The organism is Pseudomonas sp. 2VD, assembly GCF_005503585.1.
Lineage (GTDB): Bacteria > Pseudomonadota > Gammaproteobacteria > Pseudomonadales > Pseudomonadaceae > Pseudomonas > Pseudomonas aeruginosa.
The window spans coordinates 1-21,242 of sequence record NZ_SCND01000065.1 but is presented as its reverse complement, the minus strand read 5'-3'; the positions used below and the strand labels follow the sequence as shown (position 1 = coordinate 21,242).

Here is a 21,242-nt window from a genome sequence, read left to right as displayed (position 1 = left end):
GGCCACGGGGGAGTTGGCGGGATCAGTCGTGGCCTTGCTGGAGGGCGATGCGCGCGCCCTGCTCGAAGCGGTGCGCCACCTGGCCGAGCAGGGGCCGGACTGGGGCGGCGTGCTTGCCGAAATACTCAACGTGCTGCACCGCGTCGCGATCGCCCAGGCCCTGCCGGAAGCGATCGACAATGGCCAGGGCGACCGCGAGCGGGTGCTGGCCCTGGCCCAGGCGTTGCCGGCGGAAGACGTACAGTTCTATTACCAGATGGGCCTGATCGGCCGCCGCGACCTGCCGCTGGCGCCCGATCCGCGTAGCGGCTTCGAGATGGTGTTGCTGCGGATGCTCGCGTTCCGCCCGGCGGACGCCGACGGCGCGCCGAGGACGCCGCTAAAGGACCTGGGGATCAGCAAGGCCACGACTGATCCCGCCAACTCCCCCGTGGCCGGCGCGGCCTCGCCTGCGCCGGTCGCTGCCGTTGCTCCCGCGCCTGTCGTGGCTGCGCCCGTCGAAGCCCCGGCTGCCCCGCCGGCAGCGCCATCCGCGCCGCCGGCGGCGGTGGAGGTGCGCGTCGCGGAAGCGGTTGTCGAAGAGCCCGCCGCCGCGGCAGAGGTCGTCGACTTGCCCTGGGAAGAGCCGGCGCCGAGCCTCGCTGCCGAGCCCGAGCCCGAGCCCGAGCCCGAGCCCGAGCCCGAGCCCGAGCCCGAGCCGCTAGCCGTGGAGGCTCCCTCGGCCCCTCCGGCAGTGGCGGTCGAGGCGGTGGTGGAAACCGTTCTGGAAGCCCTGCCGGCTGCGTTGCCGGTAGCACCTGACGAGCAGGACGAGCAGGACGACGAGCCACCGCCCGCGGACGACTACTACGAAGTCGACATGGATACCCTGGCCTACCTGGATGCCGCGCCCGAGCCTGACGTGGTCGTGGTGGAGGAGCCGCTGCCGGCGGCGAAGCCGGCCACCGGCCTGGCCGCAGAGTGGCTGGAGCTGTTCCCGCGGCTCGGCCTCGGCGGCCTGACCGCCAGCATCGCTGCCAACTGTACGCTGGTAGCTGCCGACGGCGACCACTGGCATCTGCATCTCGATCCGGGCCAGAGCGCGCTGTTCAACGCCACCCAGCAGCGGCGGCTGAACGATGCGCTGAACCAGCACCTGGGGCGCACCCTCAAACTGGAGGTGACCCTGCAGAAGCCTGAGCAGGAGACCCCGGCCCAGGCAGCGGCACGCCGGCGTGCCGAGCGCCAGCGGGCGGCCGAGGCATCGATCGATGCCGACCCGTTGGTCCGGCAGTTGCGCGAGCAGTTCGCCGCGGTGGTCCGTGACGGTACCATCGAACCTTTGGAAGCCAAGGCCTGACCGGCGCTTGGCGCACGCAACAAGACGACATTCGAGGTGAAGAACATGATGAAAGGTGGCATGGCCGGCCTGATGAAGCAGGCGCAGCAGATGCAGGAAAAGATGCAGAAGATGCAGGAAGAGCTGGCCAACGCCGAAGTGACCGGGCAATCCGGCGCCGGTCTGGTCAGCGTGGTGATGACCGGGCGCCACGACGTCAAGCGCGTCAGCCTGGACGACAGCCTGATGCAGGAAGACAAGGAAATCCTCGAAGACCTGATCGCCGCCGCGGTCAACGATGCGGTGCGCAAGATCGAGCAGAACAACCAGGAAAAGATGTCCGGCTTCACCTCGGGCATGCAACTGCCGCCCGGCTTCAAGATGCCCTTCTGATTCTGCGTTCGTGCCGGGTCCGCCTTCTTCGGACGGCGCCCGGCAGCCATTCCCCTCCCTCTATCCGACGAGTCCTGCATGAGTTTCAGCCCGCTGATCCGCCAACTGATCGAGTCCCTGCGCATTCTTCCCGGTGTCGGGCAGAAGTCGGCCCAGCGCATGGCGCTGATGCTGCTGGAGCGCGATCGCAGCGGCGGCCTGAAGCTGGCCCAGGCGTTGACCGCCGCGATGGAAGGGGTCGGTCATTGCCGGCGGTGCCGTACCCTCAGCGAGGAGGAGCTGTGCCCGCAGTGCGCCGACCCGCGACGCGACGACTCGCTGCTCTGCGTGGTGGAAGGCCCGCTGGACGTATTCGCGGTGGAGCAGACCGGCTACCGCGGCCGCTATTTCGTGCTCAAGGGACACCTGTCGCCGCTCGACGGCCTGGGGCCGGAGGCGATCGGCATTCCCGAACTGGAAGCGCGGATCAGGGACGGAGCCTTCAGCGAGGTGATCCTCGCCACCAACCCCACCGTCGAAGGCGAGGCCACCGCCCACTATATCGCCCAGCTACTGGCCGGCCGCGGCCTGACCTTGTCGCGTATCGCCCATGGCGTGCCGCTGGGCGGCGAGCTGGAGCTGGTCGATGGCGGCACCTTGGCCCACGCCCTGGCCGGACGGCGGCCGATCTCCTGAGCTCTGTGCCTCCCGTATCCGTAGGACGGGCGGCCTATACGCCCTCGCCGATGGCCAGTTTCCCGTATTGAAAACCAAGCAAGCGCTAGGTAAGTTCTGAGGCTCCCATCAGGAGCCCGGCCATGACTGACTTCCAGCAGTACTTCGACGAGTCCCATCAACTGATCCGGGATTCGGTGCGCCGTTTCGTCGAGCGCGAGGTGTTGCCGTACATCGATGAATGGGAGGAGGCCGAGGAATTTCCCCGCGAACTCTATCTCAAGGCCGGCGCGGCCGGGATCCTCGGCATCGGCTACCCGGAAGCCTACGGCGGCAGTTGCGAAGGCGATCTGTTCGCCAAGGTGGCGGCCAGCGAAGAGCTCATGCGCTGCGGTTCCGGCGGCTTGGTCGCCGGGTTGGGATCGCTGGATATCGGCTTGCCTCCGGTGGTCAAGTGGGCCCGTCCCGAGGTGCGCGAGCGGGTGGTGCCGGCGGTGCTGCGCGGCGAGAAGATCATGGCCCTGGCGGTCACCGAGCCCTCTGGCGGCTCCGACGTGGCCAACCTGAAGACCCGTGCGGTGCGCGATGGCGATCACTATCGCGTCAGCGGCAGCAAGACCTTCATCACCAGCGGCGTGCGCGCGGACTACTACACGGTCGCGGTGCGTACCGGCGGCGAGGGTTTCGCCGGCATCAGCCTGCTGCTGGTGGAGAAGGGCACTGCCGGGTTCAGTGTCGGACGCAAGCTGAAGAAGATGGGCTGGTGGGCGTCGGATACCGCCGAACTGTTCTTCGACGACTGCCGGGTGCCTGCGGAAAACCTGATCGGCGTGGAGAACGCTGGCTTCGCCTGCATCATGGCCAATTTCCAGAGCGAGCGCCTGGCCCTGGCGGTGATGGCCAACATGACCGCGCAACTGGCTCTGGAGGAGTCGCTGCGCTGGACGCGCGAGCGAGAAGCGTTCGGCAAGCCGATCGGCAAGTTCCAGGTGCTGCGCCATCGTCTCGCGGAAATGGCCACGCAACTGGAGGTTTCCCGCGAGTTCACCTATCGCCAGGCAGCGAAGATGGCTGCCGGCAAGAGCGTGATCAAGGAGATCTCGATGGCCAAGAACTTCGCCACCGATGTCGCCGATCGCCTGACCTATGATGCCGTGCAGGTGCTCGGCGGCATGGGCTACATGCGCGAAAGCCTGGTGGAGCGGCTGTATCGCGACAACCGGATTCTCTCCATCGGCGGCGGTTCGCGGGAAATCATGAACGAGATCATCGGCAAGCAGATGGGGTTGTAGGGCCGCGTTCTATCAGGTGAAGTCCAGGTCGTAATGCGCCTGGCCACAGTGCAGGCAGTCGAAGCGGTAGATGGCCGGATTGCCGCCGGGCGTATAGGCGTCGACGAGGCGTTGCCAGGTGCTAGCCGGCCAGGCGAAATCGGCGAAGCGCTGCGCCAGGCCCTCGGCTCCCAGTTGCCCGATTTCCTCACGCCCCGCGTCGCCGCGAAAGGCGCAGGCATCCTCGCAGCAAACCAGCCAGCGCTCCTGCTGCCAGGAGGCGTAGCCGGGCGTGCGCTCGCAGACTTCGGTGACGATATTCGCGGCGACGCCGGCGTCGAGCAGCGGATAGTCGTCGGAAAAGCTCGCTTCGTAGCGCGCGGCTGCGCTGCCGTCGGCTATGCACCAGGGGCAAAGGCTGCCGGGCGGCAACTCGTGGCGGGAATAGGGCGAACCGGTGTAGACGTAGCCACGAGCCTTGCCACAGCACTGGCAGGTGGCGGCGGAAGCCTCGATGCTGCCGCTGGCGAGCGGTTCGGGATGGTAGCGGAAGTGAGGATGGGGAGGGTTCATGACGGCCGTGCCCTGGAGACTGGCCGTCGAGTATGACGTGCCGGGCAGCCTAGCGGCTACCCGGCGGGCCTGTTCACTCGCTGGCTTCGCGGGCGCCCTGGGGGCTCTTCGGGCGCGGCGCGAAGCGCGCTGCCAGGCGCATGCTGGCGGTGACCACGCGCTGGTAGAGCACTGGCGCCAGGCGCAGCATCACGTCGATCGCGTGGGCGTCGGCGCCGATCAGGATGCGCCGGCTGTCGCGCTGCACACCGCGCAAGATGACCTGGGCGGCCTTCTCCGGGGTGGTCCGCAGCAACTGGTCGTTGAATTGCTGGCGAGCCTTGTCGGCAGCCTGGCCGGTGACCTTGGCCATGCTCTCGTTCATTCGCGCGGTCTTGGCGATGTTGGTCCTGATCCCGCCGGGATGCACGCAACTGGCGGAGACGCCGGAATCCTCCATGTCCAGTTCCTGGCGCAACGACTCGGTGAAGCCACGCACTGCGTACTTGGTGGCGTTGTAGGCGCTCATGCCGGGCTGGGCGAACAGCCCGAAGACGCTGGAGACATTGACCACATGGCCGTTGCCGGAGGCCTTCAGGTGCGGAAGGAACGCCTTGGTGCCGTTCACCACGCCCCAGAAGTTGATGTTCATGATCCACTCGTATTCCGAGTAGTCGCTGCCTTCCACGGTACCGGCGTGGGCGACGCCCGCGTTGTTGAAGATCAGGTTCACCCGGCCATGTTCGCTGGCCGCCTTGTCGGCCCAGGCCTGCACCTGCTCGCGGTCGGCCACGTCGACGACCGCGGTGGAGACGCGTACCCCGCTGCTGGCGAGCAATTGGCGGGTTTCCTCGAGAGCTGCGGCATTGACGTCGGCCAGGGCCAGATGGCAACCCTGCCTGCCCAGCTCCACGGCCAGGGCGCGACCGATGCCCGAGCCTGCGCCGGTGATGGCGGCGACTTTGTTTTCGAACGACTTCATGCGGGTACCCCTTCGGCCTGTTGGCGGGCTTCGTTGCTCAGGGCGGCGAGCGGTGTCGTGGTGAGGTGGTAGGCGGAGGCGTCGAACTGCCGGGTCAGGGCACGGAAGCGCCAGGTGAATCCCGGCCACAGGGTGCAGTTGCGGCCGCTGACCGGATGCAGGTACCAGCTCTTGCAACCGCCCACGCTCCAGACGCTGCGGTCCAGCTTGCGCTGGAGGTATTCGTTGTAGCGTTCCTGCACCGGGGCCTTGACCTCGAGACTGAGCAGTTCGCGGCGCTTCATCAGCTTCAGCGCATCGAGGACGTAGGCGATCTGCGACTCGATCATGTAGACCATCGAGTTGTGGCCGAGGCCGGTGTTCGGTCCCATCAGGAAGAACAGGTTGGGGAAGCCGGCGGTGGTAGTGCCCTTGTAGGCTTCCGGGCCCTTGGTCCAGCTGTCCAGCAGGTCGCGGCCGTCACGACCGAAGACCACTCCGCGGGGGATCGGATCGTTGGCGGTGAAGCCGGTACCGAAGATGATCGCGTCGACCTCGCGCTCCCGGCCGTTGCCGTCGACGATTCCGTTGGCGGTGACGGCGCGGATGCCTTCGGTGATCACCGTGGAGTTGGCGGCCGCCAGGGCCGGGTAGTAGTTGTGCGACATGAGGATGCGCTTGCAGCCGATGGTGTAGTCCGGCGTGACCTTGCGGCGCAGTTCCGGATCCTTGATCTGCTTGTGGATGTGGCGGATCGCCAGGCGCTGCACCAGCTTCATCACCTGCGGGGCGAAGGTGAAGCCCAGCACCCGCCCTTCGAGCAGGCTGTAGAGGCCGCCGCGCCAGAGCTTCTGCACCAGCGGGAAGCGCCGGAAGCGCCGGCGCTCGGTTTCGCTGATTGCCCGGTCGGGTTTGGGCAGGATCCATGGCGGAGTGCGCTGGTAGAGATCGAGCGCGGCCACCAGCGGCTGGATCTCCGGGACGAACTGGATCGCCGAGGCGCCGGTGCCGATCACCGCCACGCGCTTGCCCTTGAGGTCGTAGTCATGGTCCCACTGCTGGGAATGGAAGACCTTGCCCTGGAAGTTCTCCAGGCCATCGAGGCGTGGATAGGCCGGGGTGGACAGGCCGCCCATGCCGGAAACCACGGCGTTCGCGGTGTAATGGTTGCCCTGGGCGTCATGCAGGTGCCAGAGGCTTTGCCGCTCGTCCCAGGCCAGCTTGCCGATCTCGGTGTTCAGCAGGGTCTTTTCCTGCAAGCGGTATTTTTCCCAGCACTTCTCCAGATAGGCGCGGATTTCCGGCTGGCGGGCGAACATCCGCGTCCACTCCGGGTTCGCTTCGAAGGAGAAGGAATAGACGTGGGATTGCACGTCGCAGGCGCAGCCAGGGTAGTTGTTGACTCTCCAGGTGCCGCCGACGCCGGCGTCCTTTTCGAAGATCAGGAAGTCGTCCTCGCCTTCCTGGCGGAGACGGATCGCCATCCCCAGCCCGGAGAAACCGGTGCCGATGATGGCGACCTTGCAGTGCCGGGCGGCGGCAGGGGTGGGTTGGGTACTCATGGCCAAGCTCCTGTTATGATTGTTTGCTGGCGTATACACTCGTCTACCTGCGAATGTAGACATCTGTATACTTCAGGGTCAAGCCAACCTTAGGTAGGGTCGGCGCGGCGCAACGGCCGAACTTGTGGCGCATGGAAACAACCAGGTGGAACATGAGCGATATGAACGAAACGAAGGACAGGGTTGCCGACGCTCCCGGCAAACGCGCCTTGCTGGAGGCGGCCTTGCGCCTGGGCAGCAGCAGCCGCAGCCTGGGGGCCATCGGCTTGCGCGAGCTGGCGCGCGAGGCGGGCCTGAATCCGAACACCTTCTATCGGCATTTCCGCGATATCGACGATCTTGGCCTGACCATGATCCGCGACATCTCTACCCAGCTGCGCCAGCCGCTGCGCCAGCTTCGCCGCGAGGCCGCGACTCGTGCGGCGCCCAGCGCCCGAGCGCAGACGACGCCGTTCGGGCTGGACCTGGAAAGGGGGCGGCGGGTCTGCCGGGAGACGGTGCGGCTGTTCTTCGACTTCGTGGAGAGCAATCCCGCCGCGTTCATCGTCGGCGTGCGCGAACTGCATGGGGCTTCGCCGGTGCTGCGTGGTGCCCTGCGTCAGATCATGGATGAGTTCGCCGAGGACATGTCGGAGGACATCATCGAATTCAGGTTGTTGCCGGCGGTGAGCGAGGCGACCATCCGCCGCCTCTCCAGCCTGATCGGCCGCCAGCTGTTTCAGTTGTCGCTGGACTATATCGGCCAGCCGGAGCGGTGTCGGGAAATCTGCGCCCTGGGTGAGGAACAGATACTGCTGTTGTTCACCGGCGCCGCGGTCCTGCAGATGATGGGCGTTTCGTTGGACGCCGAGGCGTCAGGCCAGCTTGAGCAGGCTCATGCCGGCCAGCAGCAGCAACAGGCCGAGCCAGCCGCGCCAGGCCAGGCGCTGGCCGAACAGCGCCCAGCCCATGGCGACGGTGGCGAGGATGCCGAAGCCGCCCCAGATCGCATAGGCGAGTGACAGCTCGATGTCCTTCACCGCCTGCGCCAGCGCGGTGAAGGCGGCCATCACGCAGAGGATCGAGGCGATCCCGAGGCCGCGCCTGCGGAAACCGTCGGAGTATTTCAACAGCAGGTTGGCGACGACCTCGAGGGCGATCGCCAGGCCGAGCCAGGCGAAGGGAATCCAGTTCAGGGTCAGCATGTGACGGCCTCCCCACGGGGCTGCGCCGGCGTGCCGCTGGCGTTGCGGGTGCCGGACTTGATCAGCAGGATGCCGGCGATCATCACGCCGAGGCCGACGGCCTTGTACAGGCCGATGCTTTCGCCCAGCCAGGCGACGCTGACCGCCGTGATCAGGACGATGCCAATGCCTTCCCAAAGGGCGTAGGCGACTCCGACGGGGACACGCTTGACCGCCAGGGCGAGGAAGAAATAGGACAGGCCGATCATCCCGTACATCAGCAGCATGCCTGCGACAGGGGCGTGGGTGGCGGCCAGTTTCATCGAGGTGGTGCCGATCACTTCGGCGCCGATAGCCAGTAACAGATAGATCCAGGAACGCATGTTGCCCTCCCATGGGCACCGCGGAATGGAGGCCGCGGCCAAAGATGACGAAGAGCGGTGGCGAGGGGCGGGAAAGACCCCGAAGCGCAGGGGCGGTCGCCACCGACAGCAGGTGTCGAGGGAGGGAGCTAGAGGTCGCCGGTCCAGTGACGCTCGCGGGAGACCAGACGGGAAGTGGGGAGAGGTAATGCCTTAGTGTTCAACATAATGAACATGATATTACCTCAGGGCATCGTAAAAAGCCAATCGATAGGAATTGACTAATTATTTCCTCCGTAAAATGGCGGATTCAGGAACGGTAGTCGAAACGGAGGCTTTTCCGTGTGCAATATCCTGTTCTTCTCTCGAATAAGAAACGCCAGGCGGGGCCTGGCGTCGGGGGCGGAGCGGCACTGGCGGAGGCGGGCTTCAATCGGCGAAGGCCAGTTTGTCCTTCCAGTATTTCTCCAGTTTCGCGGTGTCGTGGTCGCTGGGGTGGAAGCCCGGCCGGTAGTAGTCCAGGTAGGGCAGCAGCAGGCGGGTGAAGAAGCCCTTGCGCAGGCCGAACAGGGTGCCCAGGCCATGCTTCCAGGAGCGCCAGTTGAACAATTGGCCGTCCTTGCGTAGCAGGTCGAGCTGGAACCAGCCGATGACGCCGAAGAACATCAGGGTGGTCAGCATCATCACCAGAACCCGGGTGAAGTAGCCGCCGTAGACTTTCTGGTACACATCGTAGGCGACATTCTTGTGTTCGTTCTCCTCGATGGCATGCCACATCCACAGCTTGTACATCTTCGGCGACTGCATCTGGATGGTCAGGTCTTCGCGCTTGAGCAGCTGCGCGGCCATGGTCGCGGTGAAATGCTCGAGGGCGCAGGTGATCGCCAACTGGTGTTTCCTGGTGGTGACCTTGCTGACGTTTTCCAGCAGGACCTTGATCCGCAGTTCGAGGCACTCCAGGTCGACCCCGTGCTCCTCGGCATATTCGTTGTAGGCAGCATGCTCCTTGGAGTGCATCGCCTCCTGGCCGATGAAGGCGCTGACGTCCTTCTTCAGTTGCGGATCCTCCAGGCGGTCGCGCACCGCGCGCACGCTATCGACGAAGAATTTTTCGCCGTAGGGGAAGAGCGAGGACAGGTTGTTCATGAACTGGGTCATGAAGGGTTGGCCGTCCCACCAGTACTTCGGGGTTTCGCTGAAGCTGAAATCCATCCGCCGCACGGGGAAATTGGCGCGAACCGGGGAGGCGGTGCCAGTGGCAGTCATGGCTAACTCCTTTTGTTGTTCTGGGGAGGGGAAACGCGCAGGTTTCCTCGGGTTCCCTATGGCGAGCTCGCTATAACACCTCTGAATGTGTCATTAGCTGATGTAATTATTGCAGGATTGTCCAACAGCGGGAGGTCATTCCTGGCCATTTCGAAGTCATTAATGGCCAGGTCGGCTCGACCAGACGGAAGATGGGGCGCAAGGAGCGAACGCGGGGCGCCAGGGCGCGCCCCGGCGTATCAACGCTCGTCGAGAGTGAACGCGGTGAGACTGAAGGTGGAGATGCCGGCGTCCTGCAGGCGAGTGGAGCCGCCGAGTTCCGGCAGGTCGATGATCGCCGCGGCCTCGAAGACCCTGGCCCCGAGGCGTCGTACCAGGCTCGCGGCCGCCAGCAGGGTCCCGCCGGTGGCGATGAGGTCGTCGAAGATCAGTACGCTGTCGCCTTCGCAGAGGCTGTCGGCATGTACTTCGAGGAAGGCCTCGCCGTATTCGGTCTGGTAGCCCTCGGCGAGTACGTCGGCGGGTAGCTTGCCCTGCTTGCGGAACAGGACCAGCGGCTTGTTCAGCGCATAGGCCACCGCCGAGCCGATGAGGAAGCCGCGGGCATCCATGGCGCCGATGTGGCTGAAATCGGCCTCGATGTAGCGCTGGACGAAGCTGTCCACGGTCATGCGCAGCGCGCGTGGCGACTGGAACAGCGGGGTGATGTCGCGGAACACCACGCCGGGCTTGGGAAAGTCCGGCACGGCGCGGATCTGCGACTTGAGGGTGAACTCGTCGAAAATCATGGAAGATCCTGGGCTGGGCGTTTTTCGGGGCCCATCATACAACGGGCCCGCGTTGAGGCGGGCCCGTTGGCGGTTCGCAGGCGCTTCAGCCTTCCAGCTGGCCGCCGGCGAGGGCGCACAGCTCGATGGAGTCGAGGATGTGCACTTCCTTGCCTTCCGCGCTGATCAGGCCGTTCTGCTGGAAGCGGGTGAAGACCCGCGACACGGTTTCTACGGCCAGGCCGAGATAGTTGCCGATCTCGTTGCGCGACATGGCCAGGCGGAACTGCTGGGCGGAGAAGCCACGGGCACGGAAGCGCGCCGACAGGTTGACCAGGAAGGTGGCGATGCGCTCGTCGGCAGTCTTCTTCGACAGCAGCAGCATCATCTGCTGGTCATCGCGGATTTCCCGGCTCATCAGGCGCATCAGTTGGCGGCGCAGTTGCGGCAGCTGCTCGGACAGTTCGTCCAGGCGCTCGAAGGGAATCTCGCAGACCGAGGTGGTTTCCAGGGCCTGGGCGGATACCGGATAGGTCTCGGTATCCATCCCGGACAGGCCGACCAGCTCGCTGGGCAGGTGGAAGCCGGTGATCTGCTCTTCGCCGGCATCGGTGATGCTGAAGGTTTTCAGGGCGCCGGAGCGCACGGCAAAGACCGAGCCGAAAGGATCGCCCTGGCGGAACAGGAATTCGCCTTTCTTCAGGGGACGACCGCGCTTGACGATCTCGTCCAGCGAATCCATGTCTTCCACGGTCAGCGACAGGGGGAGGCACAGCGGGGCCAGACTGCAATCCTTGCAGTGTGCTTGGGGCAGTGCGCGCACCTTGATGGTTTCGGCCATTGAGGGGTCCTTGCTAGGTTAAAGGCACAACAGGAGTAAGGGTAACGCAGCCGCGATGCGGGTGCCAGCCATAGGTCTGGCAACGACCATTTCTGACAGGCCGATGGCGTTTCCAATCAGTGACTTGCGTCAAACAACTGCGACTACCTGTCGCACCCTGTCAAGGGGCGACGAAAAGGGGGCTCAAGTTCGCGACGCGTGGGCCGATCCAATGGAAGAATTCCATTTTTCCCGGAGTGACTGGAATGTTGACCCTCAGTGGCTGGATCACCACCCAGGTGCCGCCCTCATCGCGCGCCGCCGCGGACGCCAAGGCCGCGCGGACCGGCACCGCCGAGCAGGCGGAAGACCCGGCCGCCGGTACCGACGCCGCCGATCAGCATGTACAGCTTTCCCAGGCAGGGCGCGAGCTGGCCGCCACCATGGGGGTGCCGGTGGAGGAGGAGGACGAGGATATCCCGCAGGAGTTGCGGCCGATGGTGAAGATGATCCGCGAGTTGAAGAAGAAGATCGAAGAGAAGCTCAGGGAGCTGCAGGAGGCCATGAGGTCGTCCGATCCGGGGGCGAAGGAGGCTCGCGTGCCTGAGTTGCAGAAGGAGTTGCAACAACTCAACTCCGCCCTGCAGACGGCAACGGCAGCGATGGCATCGGCCATCAAGGAGATGGGTATCAGCGACCCGGCGCTGATCATGAAGGTCATGGGCAGCCGGTAGAAGGGGCGGGGATTCACCGCCCTGTCGTGCGGGCAGGGCGGTGCGCTTTCAGATCACCCGGGAGAAGCGCTGCCGGTTGAGGCTGGGCAGGTAGCGGTCGAACAGCATGCAGATCGAACGCACCAGCAGACGCCCGGAGGAGGTGATGTCGATGCCCTTGGCGTCCAGGCGGATCAGGCCGTCGGCGGCGAAGCGTTCGAGGTCGGGCCACAGCTCGGCGAAGTAGCTGCGGAAGTCGATGCCGAACTCCGTCTCGATATCCTCGAAGGCCAGTTCGAAGTGGCAGATCAGTTGCTGGATCACCGCGCGCCGCACCCGGTCGTCGCTGTTGCAGTGCAGGCCGCGACGGATCGCCAACTGGCCGTTGTCGAGGCTGGTCTGGTAGTCGTTGATGTCGCTGCTGTTCTGGCTGTAGAGGTCGCCGATCTGGCTGATCGCCGAGACCCCGAGACCTACCAGGTCACAGTGCCCGTGCGTGGTGTAGCCCTGGAAATTGCGTTGCAGGGTGCCGTCTTCCTGGGCGCTGGCCAGCTCGTCGTCGGGCAGGGCGAAGTGATCCATGCCGATATAGCGGTAGCCCGCCGCGGCGAGTTGCTCGGTGGTGCGCTGGAGCATTTCCAGCTTCTGGCCCGGGCTCGGCAGGTCGTCGGCGTTGATCCGCCGCTGCGGCATGAAACGCTCGGGCAGGTGGGCGTAGTTGAACACCGAGAGGCGATCCGGCTGTAGCGCGATCACTTCGTCGACCGTGCGGGCGAAGCTGTCCGGCGTCTGTTTCGGCAGTCCGTAGATCAGGTCGAGGTTGATCGAGCGGTACTGCAGGGTGCGCGCGGCCTCGACGATGGTACGGGTCTCCTCCGGGGTCTGCATGCGGTTGACCGCCTTCTGCACCTCCATGTCGAAGTCCTGTACGCCGAGGCTGACGCGGTTGAAACCGAGTTCGCGGAGCAGGCCCATGGTCGACCAGTCGGCCTCGCGTGGGTCGATCTCGATGCCGTAGTCGCCCGAATCGTCGTCCAGCAGGTTGAGGTGGGTGCGCAATTGCGACATGAGTTCGCGCAACTGGCCGGGACTGAGGAAGGTCGGGGTTCCGCCACCGAAGTGCAGTTGCTCGACCACCTGCTCGCGGGAGAGGTGGCGGCTGACGATCTCGATCTCGCGGACCAGGCGCGCGAGGTACGGCGCGCTGCGCCCGCGATCCTTGGTGATCACCTTGTTGCAGGCGCAGTAGTAGCAGATGTTGGCGCAGAACGGGATGTGCACGTAGAGCGACAGGGGGTGTCCGGCCTTCCGGCTGTCGCGCAGGGCGTGCAACTGGTCGAACGGGCCGATGCCTTCGTGGAACTGCACGGCGGTCGGATAGGAGGTGTAACGCGGGCCGGAAAGGTCGTAGCGCCGAATCAGGTCAGCGTCCCAGCGAATGGTGTCGAGCATGCCAGAGATCCCCAGTTGGCGAGCTTTAGTCGGGAAGTCTAGGGATTGCGCCGGGAAGGCCTGTTGATTTGTATCAAGCGGGTGAATGTATACAGGATGTGTCGCCCGATGTTGGGACGGGCGTCCGTCAATGCCCCATCAGCCAGGCCTGGTGCGGTCCTGGGAGGGTCCAGAGGCCGAAGAGGATGACCATCAGGCCGCCCACGATGCGTACGCCGCGACGGCGCAGCAGGGCGGTCACCCGTTCGGCGGCCATGCCGGTGGCCAGCAGAACCGGCCAGGTGCCGAGGCCGAACGCCAGCATCAGCAGCGCGCTGTCCAGTGCCGATCCCTGGCTGGTGGCCCAGAGCAGGGTGCTGTAGACCAGCCCGCAGGGCAGCCAGCCCCAGATCGCTCCGAGCAGCAGGGCCCGTGGCAGGCTGGAGACCGGCAGCAGGCGCCGGGCGAAGGGTTCCAGGTGGCGCCAGAGGCCGCGACCGAGCGCCTCGACGCGGGTCAGGCCGCTCCACCAGCCGGCCAGGTAGAGTCCCATGGCGATCAGCAGCAGCCCGGCGACCACCCGCAGCGCGCCGGCCAACGGGGTGCGCGCCACCGCCCAGCCGGCCAGGCCGAGCAGCAGGCCGGCGCAGGCGTAGCTGAGGATGCGGCCGAGGTTGTAGGCCAGCAGCAGGCGCAGACGACGGCCGCGCTGTTCGGCGGGAATGGCCAGGGTCAGGGCGCCCATCAGGCCGCCGCACATGCCCAGGCAGTGGCCTCCCCCGAGCAGGCCGAGGATCAGCGCGGAAACCAGCAGCGGCGCCAGTTCAGCCACGCGGTCGGTCCTCGGGTTTCGACGGCTTCTCCGCTTCGTCGACGCCGGCCTGGTGCTTCGGGTCTTCGTCGTCGAAGAGAATGCTGTGGGCGGGGCCGTCGAGATCGTCGTACTGGCCGCTGTCCACCGCCCAGAAGAACACGTAGATGGCGATGGCGACGATGACGATCGCGACGGGGATCAGGATGTAGAGCGCGGCCATACGGACCTCGGCGAAGGGATTCGGGTCAGCCGCAGGGCGTTGACCACCACCAGCAGCGAACTGACCGACATGCCGATCGCCGCCCAGCCCGGGGTGATCCAGCCGAGCGCGGCGAAGGGCAGGACCAGGCCATTGTACAGGCTGGCCCAGGCCAGGTTCTCGATGATGATATGGCGGGTGCGGCGCGCCAGCCGGAAAGCCTGCACCAGGCTGTCCAGGCGGTTGGACAGGAGCACCGCGTCGGCGCTGGTCTTGGCCAGGTCGGTGGCGCTGCCCATGGCGACGCTGATGTCGGCACCGGCGAGCACCGGTACGTCGTTGACTCCGTCGCCGAGCATCAGCACCCGGCGGCCCTCGCCGTGCAGGCGTTCGAGCATGGCCAGCTTGTCGTCCGGGGTCAGGCCGCCGCGGGCTTCGTCGATGCCCAGTTCGGCAGCGACGCTGGCGACCATCGGCGAGGCGTCGCCGGATAGCAGGAGGGTGCGCCAGCCGCGCGCCTTGCAGGCGGCGAGCAGGGCGGGGGCGTCGCTGCGCAGGCGGTCGTCGAGACCGAACCAGGCCAGCGGTCCCTGCTCGTCGCCGAGCAGCAGCCACTGTCCGGAGTCGCCGGGCATCGCGGGCGTGGCGCTGCCGCCCAGGTCGCTGACGAATGCGGCCTGGCCGATGCGCAGGCGGCGGCCTTCCACCAGGCCTTCGAGGCCCAGTCCCGGATGGCTTGCGACGCTGTCGGCGGCCTCCGGCGCACGGCCGAAGGCGCGGGCGATGGGGTGTTCGGAACGGTTCTCGAGGGCGGCGGCGAGGGCCAGGCAGCGATCCGCGTCGAGATCGCGCAGGGGTAGCACCTGCTTGAGCGTCAGGCGGCCTTCGGTGAGGGTGCCGGTCTTGTCGAAGATTACCGTGTCGATGTGGTTCAGCCCTTCCAGCACGTGCCCGCGCGTGATCAGCAGGCCGAGCTTGTGCAGGCTGCCGGTGGCCGCGGTGAGCGCGGTGGGCGTGGCCAGCGACAGGGCGCAGGGGCAGGTGGCGACCAGCAGCGACAGCACCACCCAGAAGGCGCGCTGGTGGTCGACCTGCCACCACAGCGCGCCGACCGCTGCGGCGACCAGCAGGACGATGAGCAGGAACCACTGCGCCACCTTGTCGGCCAGTTCCGCCAGGCGCGGCTTGTCCGCCTGGGCGCGTTCCAGCAGGCGGACGATGGCCGACAGGCGGCTGTCGTCGCCAAGGGCGCCGACCTCGACGGTCAGCGGCCCCTCGACGTTCAGGGTACCGCCGGTGACGGCGTCGCCGGCCTGGCGTGGATGGGGCAGGTACTCGCCGGTGAGCAGCGACTCGTCGACGCTGGACTGGCCGTCGAGGATCACTCCGTCGGCCGGCAGCACGGCGCCTGGCGGTACCAGTACGCGGTCGCCGACGCGCAGTTCGCTGAGCAGGATGCGCTCGCCCTGGTTGGCGGCGTCCAGGCGCAGGCAGGACGCCGGCAGCAGGTTGACCAGTTGCGCGGTGGAGGCGGCGGTGCGCTCCCGCGCGCGGCGTTCGAGGTAGCGGCCGGCGAGGAGGAACAGGGCGAACATGCCGACCGCGTCGAAATACAGTTCGCCCTGGCCGGTGATCGTCGACCAGATGCCGGCGACGTAGGCGCCGCCGATCGCCAGCGACACCGAGACGTCCATGGTCAGGTGGCGGGTGCGCAGGTCGCGCAGGGCGCCACGGAAGAACTGGCCGCAGCAGTAGAAGACGATCGGCGTGGTGAGGATCAGGCTGACCCAGCGCAGGATGCGGTCCATGCCGGCGGAAAGGTCGAGGTTGAATTCCGGCCAGGTCGCCATCACCGCCATCATCACCTGGATCCACAGCAGCCCGGCGACACCGAGCTGGCGCAGGGCGCGGCGGTTCTCCACGGCCAGGCGCTCGGTGGCGCGGTCGGGTTGGTAGGGGTGGCCGGCATAGCCGATCTGGCGCAGTTCGCCGAGCAACTGGCTGAGCGGCAACTGGCTGTCCTGCCAGCGCACGTGCAGGCGATGGTTGGACAGGTTGAGCCGCGCCTCGGCCACGCCAGGCAACTGGCGCAGGTGCTTCTCGATCAGCCAGCCGCAGGCGGCGCAACTGATGCCTTCGATCATCAGGCTGGTTTCCGCTAGCTCGCCCTCATGGCGGACGAAGCCGCCCTGTACGTCCGGGCGGTCGTAGAGCTGCAACTCCTCGCTGAGCGCCTTGGGCAATGCCTCGGGATTGGCGGCGTTTTCGCTGCGGTGCCGGTAGTAGCTTTCCAGGCCGCCGGCGACGATGGCCTCGGCCACCGCCTGGCAGCCCGGACAGCACATGGCCCGCGTCTCGCCGAGCACGCGGGCCTCGAAGCGGCTGCCGGCGGGGACCGGCAAGCCGCAGTGGTAGCAGGGCAGGGGGGCGCTCATGGGCGCTTCGCTTCTGCTCCCTGGAGCGGTTCGTCACCCAGCTCCATGACCACGGTCGGCGATACCACCTCTTCCTCGAACAGGCGCCACTGGCCGCTGCCTTCCTGGCCGAGCAGTTCGACGAAGCGACGGCCCTCGACGGCGTCGGTCAGTTGCCCGACGTAGCGCTCGCGGTCGGAGTTGCTGCGCAGCAGCTCCACGCGGCGGTCCTTCTCTGGCTGGGTCGGCGAGATCAGGTTGAGGGTGAGTTGCTCCGGACGGCTGTTGCCGGTCAGTCGCACTTCGACTTCGCCGGTCAGGTCGTCGACCTTGACCTTGGCGTGCACCTGCAGGCGTACGGCCAGGTTCTCGCGTTCCAGGGAGCGGTTGATGCCCTTGCCGGCCTCGTAGTAGTTGTCGGTGACCAGGGTGTCCTGGTTGCGCACCGCGATGGTGACCAGGCTCAGCCCGAGCACCACCGAGGTCGCCAGGAGGGCCACGATGAACCAGGCCCAGAAGTGTTTGTACCAGGGTTGAGGGTGGGTCTCGGACTGCATGCTCAAGTTACTCAACGGGTGCGTGGGCCAATGAAGCGACTCTTCGCTTCTTTATGGATGCTCGGGTCGTCGGCCGACTCGATGGTGAAGACGATCTCGTTGGTGGTCGAAGGCAGCTTCTCCGGCTCGATGGACAGTTCCATCGGCAGGTTGAGGATGTCGCCCGCCGCCACCTTCAGCTCGCGCCGGCCTTCCAGGGTCAGGCCTTCGAGGCCCTTGGCGCCGAGGATGTAGGTGTGGTCCTGCTGATCCTTGTTCATGATCTTCAGGCTGTACACGTTCTCGATGCGGCCGAGTTCGTTCTCGCGGTAGAGCACGCGGTCCTTGCTGACGTCGAAGCCGACCAGCGGACGCAGGACCACCGCGGTGATCAGGGCGGAGATCATCAGCACCAGGGCGATGGCGTAGCCGATCAGGCGCGGCCGGGCCAGGTGGGTCTTCTGGCCGTTGAGGTTGTGCTCGGTGGTGTAGCTGATCAGCCCTTTCGGGTAGTTCATCTTCTCCATGATGCTGTCGCAGGCGTCGATGCACGCCGCGCAGCCGATGCACTCGATCTGCAGGCCGTCGCGGATGTCGATGCCGGTCGGGCAGACCTGCACGCACATCGTGCAGTCGATGCAGTCGCCCAGGCCCTGGGCCTTGTAGTCGAGGGACTTCTTGCGCGGGCCGCGCTTCTCGCCACGACGCGGATCGTAGGAGACGATCAGGGTGTCCTTGTCGAACATCACGCTCTGGAAGCGCGCGTAGGGGCACATGTAGATGCACACCTGCTCGCGCAGCCAGCCGGCGTTGCCGTAGGTGGCCAGGGTGAAGAAGCCGACCCAGAAGTAGGCCCAGCCGTCGGCCTGGCCGGTGAGCAGCTCGGGAATCAGCTCGCGGATCGGCGAGAAGTAGCCGACGAAGGTCAGGCCGGTGACCAGGCCGATCAGCAGCCACAGGCTGTGCTTGGCGGTCTTGCGCAGCAGCTTGTTGCCGCTCATCGGGGCCTTGTCCAGCTTGATGCGCTGGTTGCGGTCGCCTTCGGTGACCTTCTCGCACCACATGTAGATCCAGGTCCACACGCTCTGCGGGCAGGTATAGCCGCACCAGACGCGACCGGCGAACACGGTGATGAAGAACAGGCCGAAGGCGCAGACGATCAGCAGCCAGGACAGCAGCATGAAGTCCTGCGGCCAGAAGGTGGCGCCGAAGATGTAGAACTTGCGCTCGGGCAGGTCCCACCAGACGGCCTGGCGACCGCTCCAGTTGAGCCAGACGGTTCCGAAGTAGAGGAGGAAGAGCGCCGCACCGCCCACCATGCGCAGTCGGCGGAAGATACCGGTGAAGGCCCGGGTGTAGATCTTCTCGCGCTTGGCGTAGAGATCGTTGTTATTGGTGTCGCCCTTGGCAGGCGGGGTGACGTCTTGAACGGGAATCTGTTTGCTCATCAGTGCGTACCACGGCAGTGGGGGGCGCCCGGCCGGTACATGCCGACAGGGTCAGAAAATAGTTGCACGCCTACTGATTATACGCCTGATCTATCAGGCTTTTTGCGGTAACTGTGCGACTTTTGGTCGCGTATTGTCCCATTCGCGCTTTTCTTTTGCACAAAATAAAACGGCGCCGGGGTTGCCGGCGCCGTCTGGGTCGTGGGGGAGGGGAGCGCTTATTCGGCGCTCTTCTCGCCGTGCGACAGGCTGTATACGTAGGCGGCCAGCAGGTGCACCTTGTCGTTGCCCAGGTGTTCCTGTTGCGCCGGCATCACGCCCTGGCGACCGTAGCGGATGGTCTGCTGCAGTTGCGCGAAGCTGGAGCCGTAGATGAACGCGCCGGGGTGGGTCAGATCGGGAGCGCCCATCGCTGGGGTGCCCTTGCCTTCCGGACCGTGGCAGGCGACGCAGGTGGTGGCGAAGACCTGCTTGCCGGCCTCGATGTCTGCCTTGGCGCCTTCCGGCAGCTTGCGGCCATCCATCTGGGTGAGGACGAAAGCGGCGACGTTCTTCACGCCTTCCTCGCCGATCACTTCACCCCAGGCCGGCATGGCGGCGTGGCGGCCAGCCATGATGGTGGTCTTGATGGTTTCCGGCTCGCCGCCCCAGCGCCAGTCGGCGTCGGTCAGGTTGGGGAAGCCGTAGGCGCCCTTGGCGTCGGAGCCGTGGCAGATCGAGCAGTTGGAGGCGAACAGGCGACCGCCCATTTTCACCGCCTGCGGATCCTTGGCGACTTCCTCGATGGGCATCGCGGCGAACTTGGCGAAGATCGGGCCGTATTTCTCGTCGGCCTTGGCCATTTCCTTTTCCCACTGGTGGACGCCGGTCCAGCCTTTTTCCTTGTCGGCGAATTCGTCGGCGGACTGGTAGCCCGGCATCAGGCCTTTCCAGGTGCCCAGGCCCGGGTACAGGGCCAGGTAGCCCACGGCGAACACCAGGGTGCCGACGAACAGCATGAACCACCACTTCGGCAGCGGGTTGTCGTACTCCTCGATGCCGTCGTAGGAGTGGCCCACGGTCTCGTCGGTGGTGCTGCTGCGCTGGCCCTTGCGGGTGGCGAAGATCAGCCAGGTCAGCGCCAGCAGGGTGCCGAGGGTGAGAGCTGTAATGTACAGACTCCAGAAGGTCGTCATTCTTTGTTACTCCTAGAAGCTTGCTCGACGTGCTTTTTGGCTTCGGGATCGTCTGCGAAGGGCAGCATCGTCGCTTCGTCGAAGCTCTTCTTGCGCTTGCCGCTGTAGGCCCAGATCACCAGGCCGATGAAGGCGACCATGATCACCACGGTGCCCAGTCCACGCAGAGTCCCGATATCCATCACACTCACCGTTTGCTCTTGATAGAGGTTCCCAGGCCTTGAAGGAACGCCACCAGGGCGTCCATCTCGGTCTTGCCCTTCACGGCTTCACGTGCACCGGCGATGTCCTCATCGGTGTAAGGCACGCCCAGCTTGCGCAGGACTTCCATCTTGGTGGCGGTGTCCTTGCCATCAAGCTTGTTCTCTACCAGCCACGGGTAGGCAGGCATCTTCGACTCGGGCACCACGTTGCGCGGGTTGTACAGGTGCGCGCGGTGCCAGTCGTCGGAGTAACGGCCGCCGACGCGGGCCAGGTCCGGGCCGGTACGCTTGGAACCCCACAGGAACGGGTGGTCCCAGACGCTTTCACCGGCGACCGAGTAATGGCCGTAGCGTTCGGTCTCGGCACGGAACGGACGGACCATCTGCGAGTGGCAGCCGACGCAGCCTTCGCGGATGTAGATGTCGCGACCTTCCAGTTCCAGGGCGGTACGCGGCTTCATGCCTTCGACCGGGGTATTGGTCACGTCCTGGAAGAACAGCGGAACGATCTGGGTCAGGCCGCCGATGCTGACGGCGATCACCATGAAGATGGCCAGCAGGCCGACGTTCTTCTCGAGTATTTCGTGGTTCTTCATTTACGTCGGGCTCCTCAGGCGATCTGCGCGGCGGCTTCGTATTCGGCCGGCTTGGCAGCACGCACGGTGCGCCAGGTGTTGTAGGCCATCAGCAGCATGCCGGTGAGGAAGAAACCACCGCCGATCATGCGCACGATGAAGCCCGGGTGGCTTGCGACCAGTGCTTCAACGAAGGAGTAGGTCAGGGTGCCGTCCTCGTTGACCGCGCGCCACATCAGGCCCTGGGTGATGCCGTTGACCCACATCGAGGCGATGTACAGCACGGTGCCGATGGTGGCCAGCCAGAAGTGCGCGTTGATCAGGCCGATGCTGTGCATCTGCGGGCGACCGAAGACTTTCGGGATCAGGTGGTAGAGCGAGCCGATGGAGATCATCGCCACCCAGCCGAGGGCGCCGGCGTGCACGTGGCCGATGGTCCAGTCGGTGTAGTGGGAGAGGGCGTTGACGGTCTTGATCGCCATCATCGGGCCTTCGAAGGTGGACATGCCGTAGAAGGCCAGGGATACCACCAGGAAGCGCAGGATCGGGTCGGTGCGCAGCTTATGCCAGGCGCCGGAGAGGGTCATCATGCCATTGATCATGCCGCCCCAGCTCGGTGCCAGGAGCTGTCTCGTATACACATTT

General features: G+C 65.7%; 23 protein-coding genes and 1 pseudogene. 6 read left to right on the top strand and 18 right to left on the bottom strand.

The annotated features are described in order from the left end of the window. The 4 genes from FFS27_RS10265 to FFS27_RS10250 form a co-directional block, all read left to right on the top strand. Positions 1–1,339: DNA polymerase III subunit gamma/tau C-terminal domain-containing protein (locus tag FFS27_RS10265; RefSeq protein ID WP_137951992.1), on the top strand; the 1,339-nt coding region annotated here is incomplete at its 5' end. Between the two features lie 45 nt (positions 1,340–1,384). After that, on the top strand, positions 1,385–1,711 hold the full coding sequence (locus FFS27_RS10260) for a YbaB/EbfC family nucleoid-associated protein (protein ID WP_003087236.1): 327 nt from the start codon (positions 1,385–1,387) through the stop codon (positions 1,709–1,711). A gap of 78 nt (positions 1,712–1,789) precedes the next feature. After that, positions 1,790–2,386, top strand: a complete 597-nt coding sequence (gene recR, locus FFS27_RS10255; RefSeq protein ID WP_003111077.1) for a recombination mediator RecR — start codon at positions 1,790–1,792, stop codon at positions 2,384–2,386. Positions 2,387–2,508: 122 nt separating this feature from the next. After that, positions 2,509–3,657 (top strand): acyl-CoA dehydrogenase family protein, encoded by a 1,149-nt coding sequence (locus tag FFS27_RS10250; RefSeq protein WP_137951991.1) that lies wholly within the window; start codon positions 2,509–2,511, stop codon positions 3,655–3,657. Positions 3,658–3,669: 12 nt separating this feature from the next. On the opposite strand, the gene FFS27_RS10245 is transcribed toward FFS27_RS10250, so the two are convergent. From FFS27_RS10245 to FFS27_RS10235, 3 genes are all read right to left on the bottom strand, one after another. Beyond that, positions 3,670–4,209 carry a CbrC family protein gene (locus FFS27_RS10245; RefSeq protein WP_023101375.1) on the bottom strand — a complete coding sequence of 180 codons (540 nt, stop codon included), beginning with the start codon at positions 4,207–4,209 and terminating at the stop codon, positions 3,670–3,672. 73 nt (positions 4,210–4,282) lie between these two features. Next, positions 4,283–5,170 carry an SDR family NAD(P)-dependent oxidoreductase gene (locus FFS27_RS10240; protein WP_009314747.1) on the bottom strand — a complete coding sequence of 296 codons (888 nt, stop codon included), beginning with the start codon at positions 5,168–5,170 and terminating at the stop codon, positions 4,283–4,285. Continuing rightward, complete coding sequence (locus FFS27_RS10235; protein ID WP_003121915.1) at positions 5,167–6,750, bottom strand: flavin-containing monooxygenase; 1,584 nt, start codon at positions 6,748–6,750, stop codon at positions 5,167–5,169. The genes FFS27_RS10240 and FFS27_RS10235 overlap by 4 nt, the downstream gene beginning before the upstream one ends. Before the next feature lie 92 nt (positions 6,751–6,842). Here FFS27_RS10235 and FFS27_RS33575 point away from each other — a divergent pair. Further along, positions 6,843–7,040, top strand: a pseudogene (locus FFS27_RS33575) (TetR family transcriptional regulator); the annotation flags it as partial. Positions 7,041–7,565: 525 nt separating this feature from the next. On the opposite strand, the gene mdtI reads toward FFS27_RS33575, so the two are convergent. The 5 genes from mdtI to anr form a co-directional block, all read right to left on the bottom strand. Then, complete coding sequence (gene mdtI, locus FFS27_RS10225; RefSeq protein ID WP_003103934.1) at positions 7,566–7,895, bottom strand: multidrug/spermidine efflux SMR transporter subunit MdtI; 330 nt, start codon at positions 7,893–7,895, stop codon at positions 7,566–7,568. After that, complete coding sequence (locus tag FFS27_RS10220; RefSeq protein WP_003087256.1) at positions 7,889–8,257, bottom strand: multidrug/spermidine efflux SMR transporter subunit MdtJ; 369 nt, start codon at positions 8,255–8,257, stop codon at positions 7,889–7,891. Before FFS27_RS10220 ends, mdtI begins: the two co-directional genes overlap by 7 nt. Positions 8,258–8,665: 408 nt before the next feature. Then, entirely contained in the window at positions 8,666–9,502 is an 837-nt protein-coding gene (locus FFS27_RS10215) for a metal-dependent hydrolase (protein WP_003087258.1), read from the bottom strand. A 239-nt stretch (positions 9,503–9,741) separates the two neighbouring features. Then, positions 9,742–10,290, bottom strand: a complete 549-nt coding sequence (locus tag FFS27_RS10210; RefSeq protein WP_003111081.1) for an adenine phosphoribosyltransferase — start codon at positions 10,288–10,290, stop codon at positions 9,742–9,744. Between the two features lie 85 nt (positions 10,291–10,375). Continuing rightward, positions 10,376–11,110 carry a transcriptional regulator Anr gene (gene anr / locus FFS27_RS10205; protein ID WP_003087262.1) on the bottom strand — a complete coding sequence of 245 codons (735 nt, stop codon included), beginning with the start codon at positions 11,108–11,110 and terminating at the stop codon, positions 10,376–10,378. 245 nt (positions 11,111–11,355) lie between these two features. On the opposite strand from anr, the gene FFS27_RS10200 reads away from it, so the two are divergent. After that, positions 11,356–11,823, top strand: coding sequence for a hypothetical protein (locus FFS27_RS10200; protein WP_003114670.1), 468 nt, complete (start codon positions 11,356–11,358; stop codon positions 11,821–11,823). Between the two features lie 48 nt (positions 11,824–11,871). Here the strand turns inward: FFS27_RS10200 and hemN are convergent, their stop codons facing one another. From hemN to FFS27_RS10145, 10 genes are all read right to left on the bottom strand, one after another. Beyond that, entirely contained in the window at positions 11,872–13,254 is a 1,383-nt protein-coding gene (hemN, locus tag FFS27_RS10195) for an oxygen-independent coproporphyrinogen III oxidase (protein WP_003087267.1), read from the bottom strand. Positions 13,255–13,381: 127 nt separating this feature from the next. Continuing rightward, positions 13,382–14,065 (bottom strand): sulfite exporter TauE/SafE family protein, encoded by a 684-nt coding sequence (locus FFS27_RS10190; RefSeq protein ID WP_003087270.1) that lies wholly within the window; start codon positions 14,063–14,065, stop codon positions 13,382–13,384. Continuing rightward, on the bottom strand, positions 14,058–14,267 hold the full coding sequence (gene ccoS, locus FFS27_RS10185) for a cbb3-type cytochrome oxidase assembly protein CcoS (protein ID WP_003087273.1): 210 nt from the start codon (positions 14,265–14,267) through the stop codon (positions 14,058–14,060). The genes FFS27_RS10190 and ccoS overlap by 8 nt, the downstream gene beginning before the upstream one ends. Continuing rightward, complete coding sequence (locus FFS27_RS10180; protein ID WP_023101373.1) at positions 14,246–16,681, bottom strand: heavy metal translocating P-type ATPase; 2,436 nt, start codon at positions 16,679–16,681, stop codon at positions 14,246–14,248. The genes ccoS and FFS27_RS10180 overlap by 22 nt, the downstream gene beginning before the upstream one ends. Beyond that, positions 16,678–17,217: a FixH family protein gene (locus tag FFS27_RS10175; RefSeq protein WP_003103941.1), complete on the bottom strand. Its 540-nt coding sequence runs from the start codon at positions 17,215–17,217 to the stop codon at positions 16,678–16,680. The genes FFS27_RS10180 and FFS27_RS10175 overlap by 4 nt, the downstream gene beginning before the upstream one ends. Positions 17,218–17,228: 11 nt before the next feature. Further along, positions 17,229–18,644, bottom strand: a complete 1,416-nt coding sequence (gene ccoG / locus FFS27_RS10170) for a cytochrome c oxidase accessory protein CcoG (RefSeq protein WP_003087288.1) — start codon at positions 18,642–18,644, stop codon at positions 17,229–17,231. A gap of 218 nt (positions 18,645–18,862) precedes the next feature. Then, positions 18,863–19,819: a cytochrome-c oxidase, cbb3-type subunit III gene (gene ccoP / locus FFS27_RS10160; protein WP_003087292.1), complete on the bottom strand. Its 957-nt coding sequence runs from the start codon at positions 19,817–19,819 to the stop codon at positions 18,863–18,865. Then, a complete protein-coding gene (locus tag FFS27_RS10155) occupies positions 19,816–20,001 on the bottom strand; it encodes a CcoQ/FixQ family Cbb3-type cytochrome c oxidase assembly chaperone (protein WP_003087298.1) in 186 nt (61 codons plus the stop codon). Before FFS27_RS10155 ends, ccoP begins: the two co-directional genes overlap by 4 nt. Positions 20,002–20,006: 5 nt before the next feature. Next, entirely contained in the window at positions 20,007–20,618 is a 612-nt protein-coding gene (gene ccoO / locus FFS27_RS10150; protein ID WP_003087303.1) for a cytochrome-c oxidase, cbb3-type subunit II, read from the bottom strand. Positions 20,619–20,632: 14 nt separating this feature from the next. Further along, a partial coding sequence (locus FFS27_RS10145) for a cbb3-type cytochrome c oxidase subunit I (protein ID WP_171019188.1) occupies positions 20,633–21,242 on the bottom strand: 610 nt, incomplete at its 5' end.

Excerpts from the sequence above, each read along its gene's own strand:
- FFS27_RS10210 (WP_003111081.1), bottom strand. The coding sequence starts at position 10,290 with ATGATTTTCGACGAGTTCACCCTCAAGTCGCAGATCCGCGCCGTGCCG.
- anr (WP_003087262.1), bottom strand. The coding sequence starts at position 11,110 with ATGGCCGAAACCATCAAGGTGCGCGCACTGCCCCAAGCACACTGCAAG.
- FFS27_RS10260 (WP_003087236.1), top strand. The coding sequence starts at position 1,385 with ATGATGAAAGGTGGCATGGCCGGCCTGATGAAGCAGGCGCAGCAGATG.
- FFS27_RS10250 (WP_137951991.1), top strand. The coding sequence starts at position 2,509 with ATGACTGACTTCCAGCAGTACTTCGACGAGTCCCATCAACTGATCCGG.
- ccoG (WP_003087288.1), bottom strand. The coding sequence starts at position 18,644 with ATGAGCAAACAGATTCCCGTTCAAGACGTCACCCCGCCTGCCAAGGGC.
- FFS27_RS10240 (WP_009314747.1), bottom strand. The coding sequence starts at position 5,170 with ATGAAGTCGTTCGAAAACAAAGTCGCCGCCATCACCGGCGCAGGCTCG.
- recR (WP_003111077.1), top strand. The coding sequence starts at position 1,790 with ATGAGTTTCAGCCCGCTGATCCGCCAACTGATCGAGTCCCTGCGCATT.
- ccoP (WP_003087292.1), bottom strand. The coding sequence starts at position 19,819 with ATGACGACCTTCTGGAGTCTGTACATTACAGCTCTCACCCTCGGCACC.
- FFS27_RS10175 (WP_003103941.1), bottom strand. The coding sequence starts at position 17,217 with ATGCAGTCCGAGACCCACCCTCAACCCTGGTACAAACACTTCTGGGCC.
- FFS27_RS10155 (WP_003087298.1), bottom strand. The coding sequence starts at position 20,001 with ATGGATATCGGGACTCTGCGTGGACTGGGCACCGTGGTGATCATGGTC.
- FFS27_RS10220 (WP_003087256.1), bottom strand. The coding sequence starts at position 8,257 with ATGCGTTCCTGGATCTATCTGTTACTGGCTATCGGCGCCGAAGTGATC.
- ccoO (WP_003087303.1), bottom strand. The coding sequence starts at position 20,618 with ATGAAGAACCACGAAATACTCGAGAAGAACGTCGGCCTGCTGGCCATC.
- hemN (WP_003087267.1), bottom strand. The coding sequence starts at position 13,254 with ATGCTCGACACCATTCGCTGGGACGCTGACCTGATTCGGCGCTACGAC.
- mdtI (WP_003103934.1), bottom strand. The coding sequence starts at position 7,895 with ATGCTGACCCTGAACTGGATTCCCTTCGCCTGGCTCGGCCTGGCGATC.
- FFS27_RS10245 (WP_023101375.1), bottom strand. The coding sequence starts at position 4,209 with ATGAACCCTCCCCATCCTCACTTCCGCTACCATCCCGAACCGCTCGCC.
- ccoS (WP_003087273.1), bottom strand. The coding sequence starts at position 14,267 with ATGGCCGCGCTCTACATCCTGATCCCCGTCGCGATCGTCATCGTCGCC.
- FFS27_RS10200 (WP_003114670.1), top strand. The coding sequence starts at position 11,356 with ATGTTGACCCTCAGTGGCTGGATCACCACCCAGGTGCCGCCCTCATCG.
- FFS27_RS10180 (WP_023101373.1), bottom strand. The coding sequence starts at position 16,681 with ATGAGCGCCCCCCTGCCCTGCTACCACTGCGGCTTGCCGGTCCCCGCC.
- FFS27_RS10215 (WP_003087258.1), bottom strand. The coding sequence starts at position 9,502 with ATGACTGCCACTGGCACCGCCTCCCCGGTTCGCGCCAATTTCCCCGTG.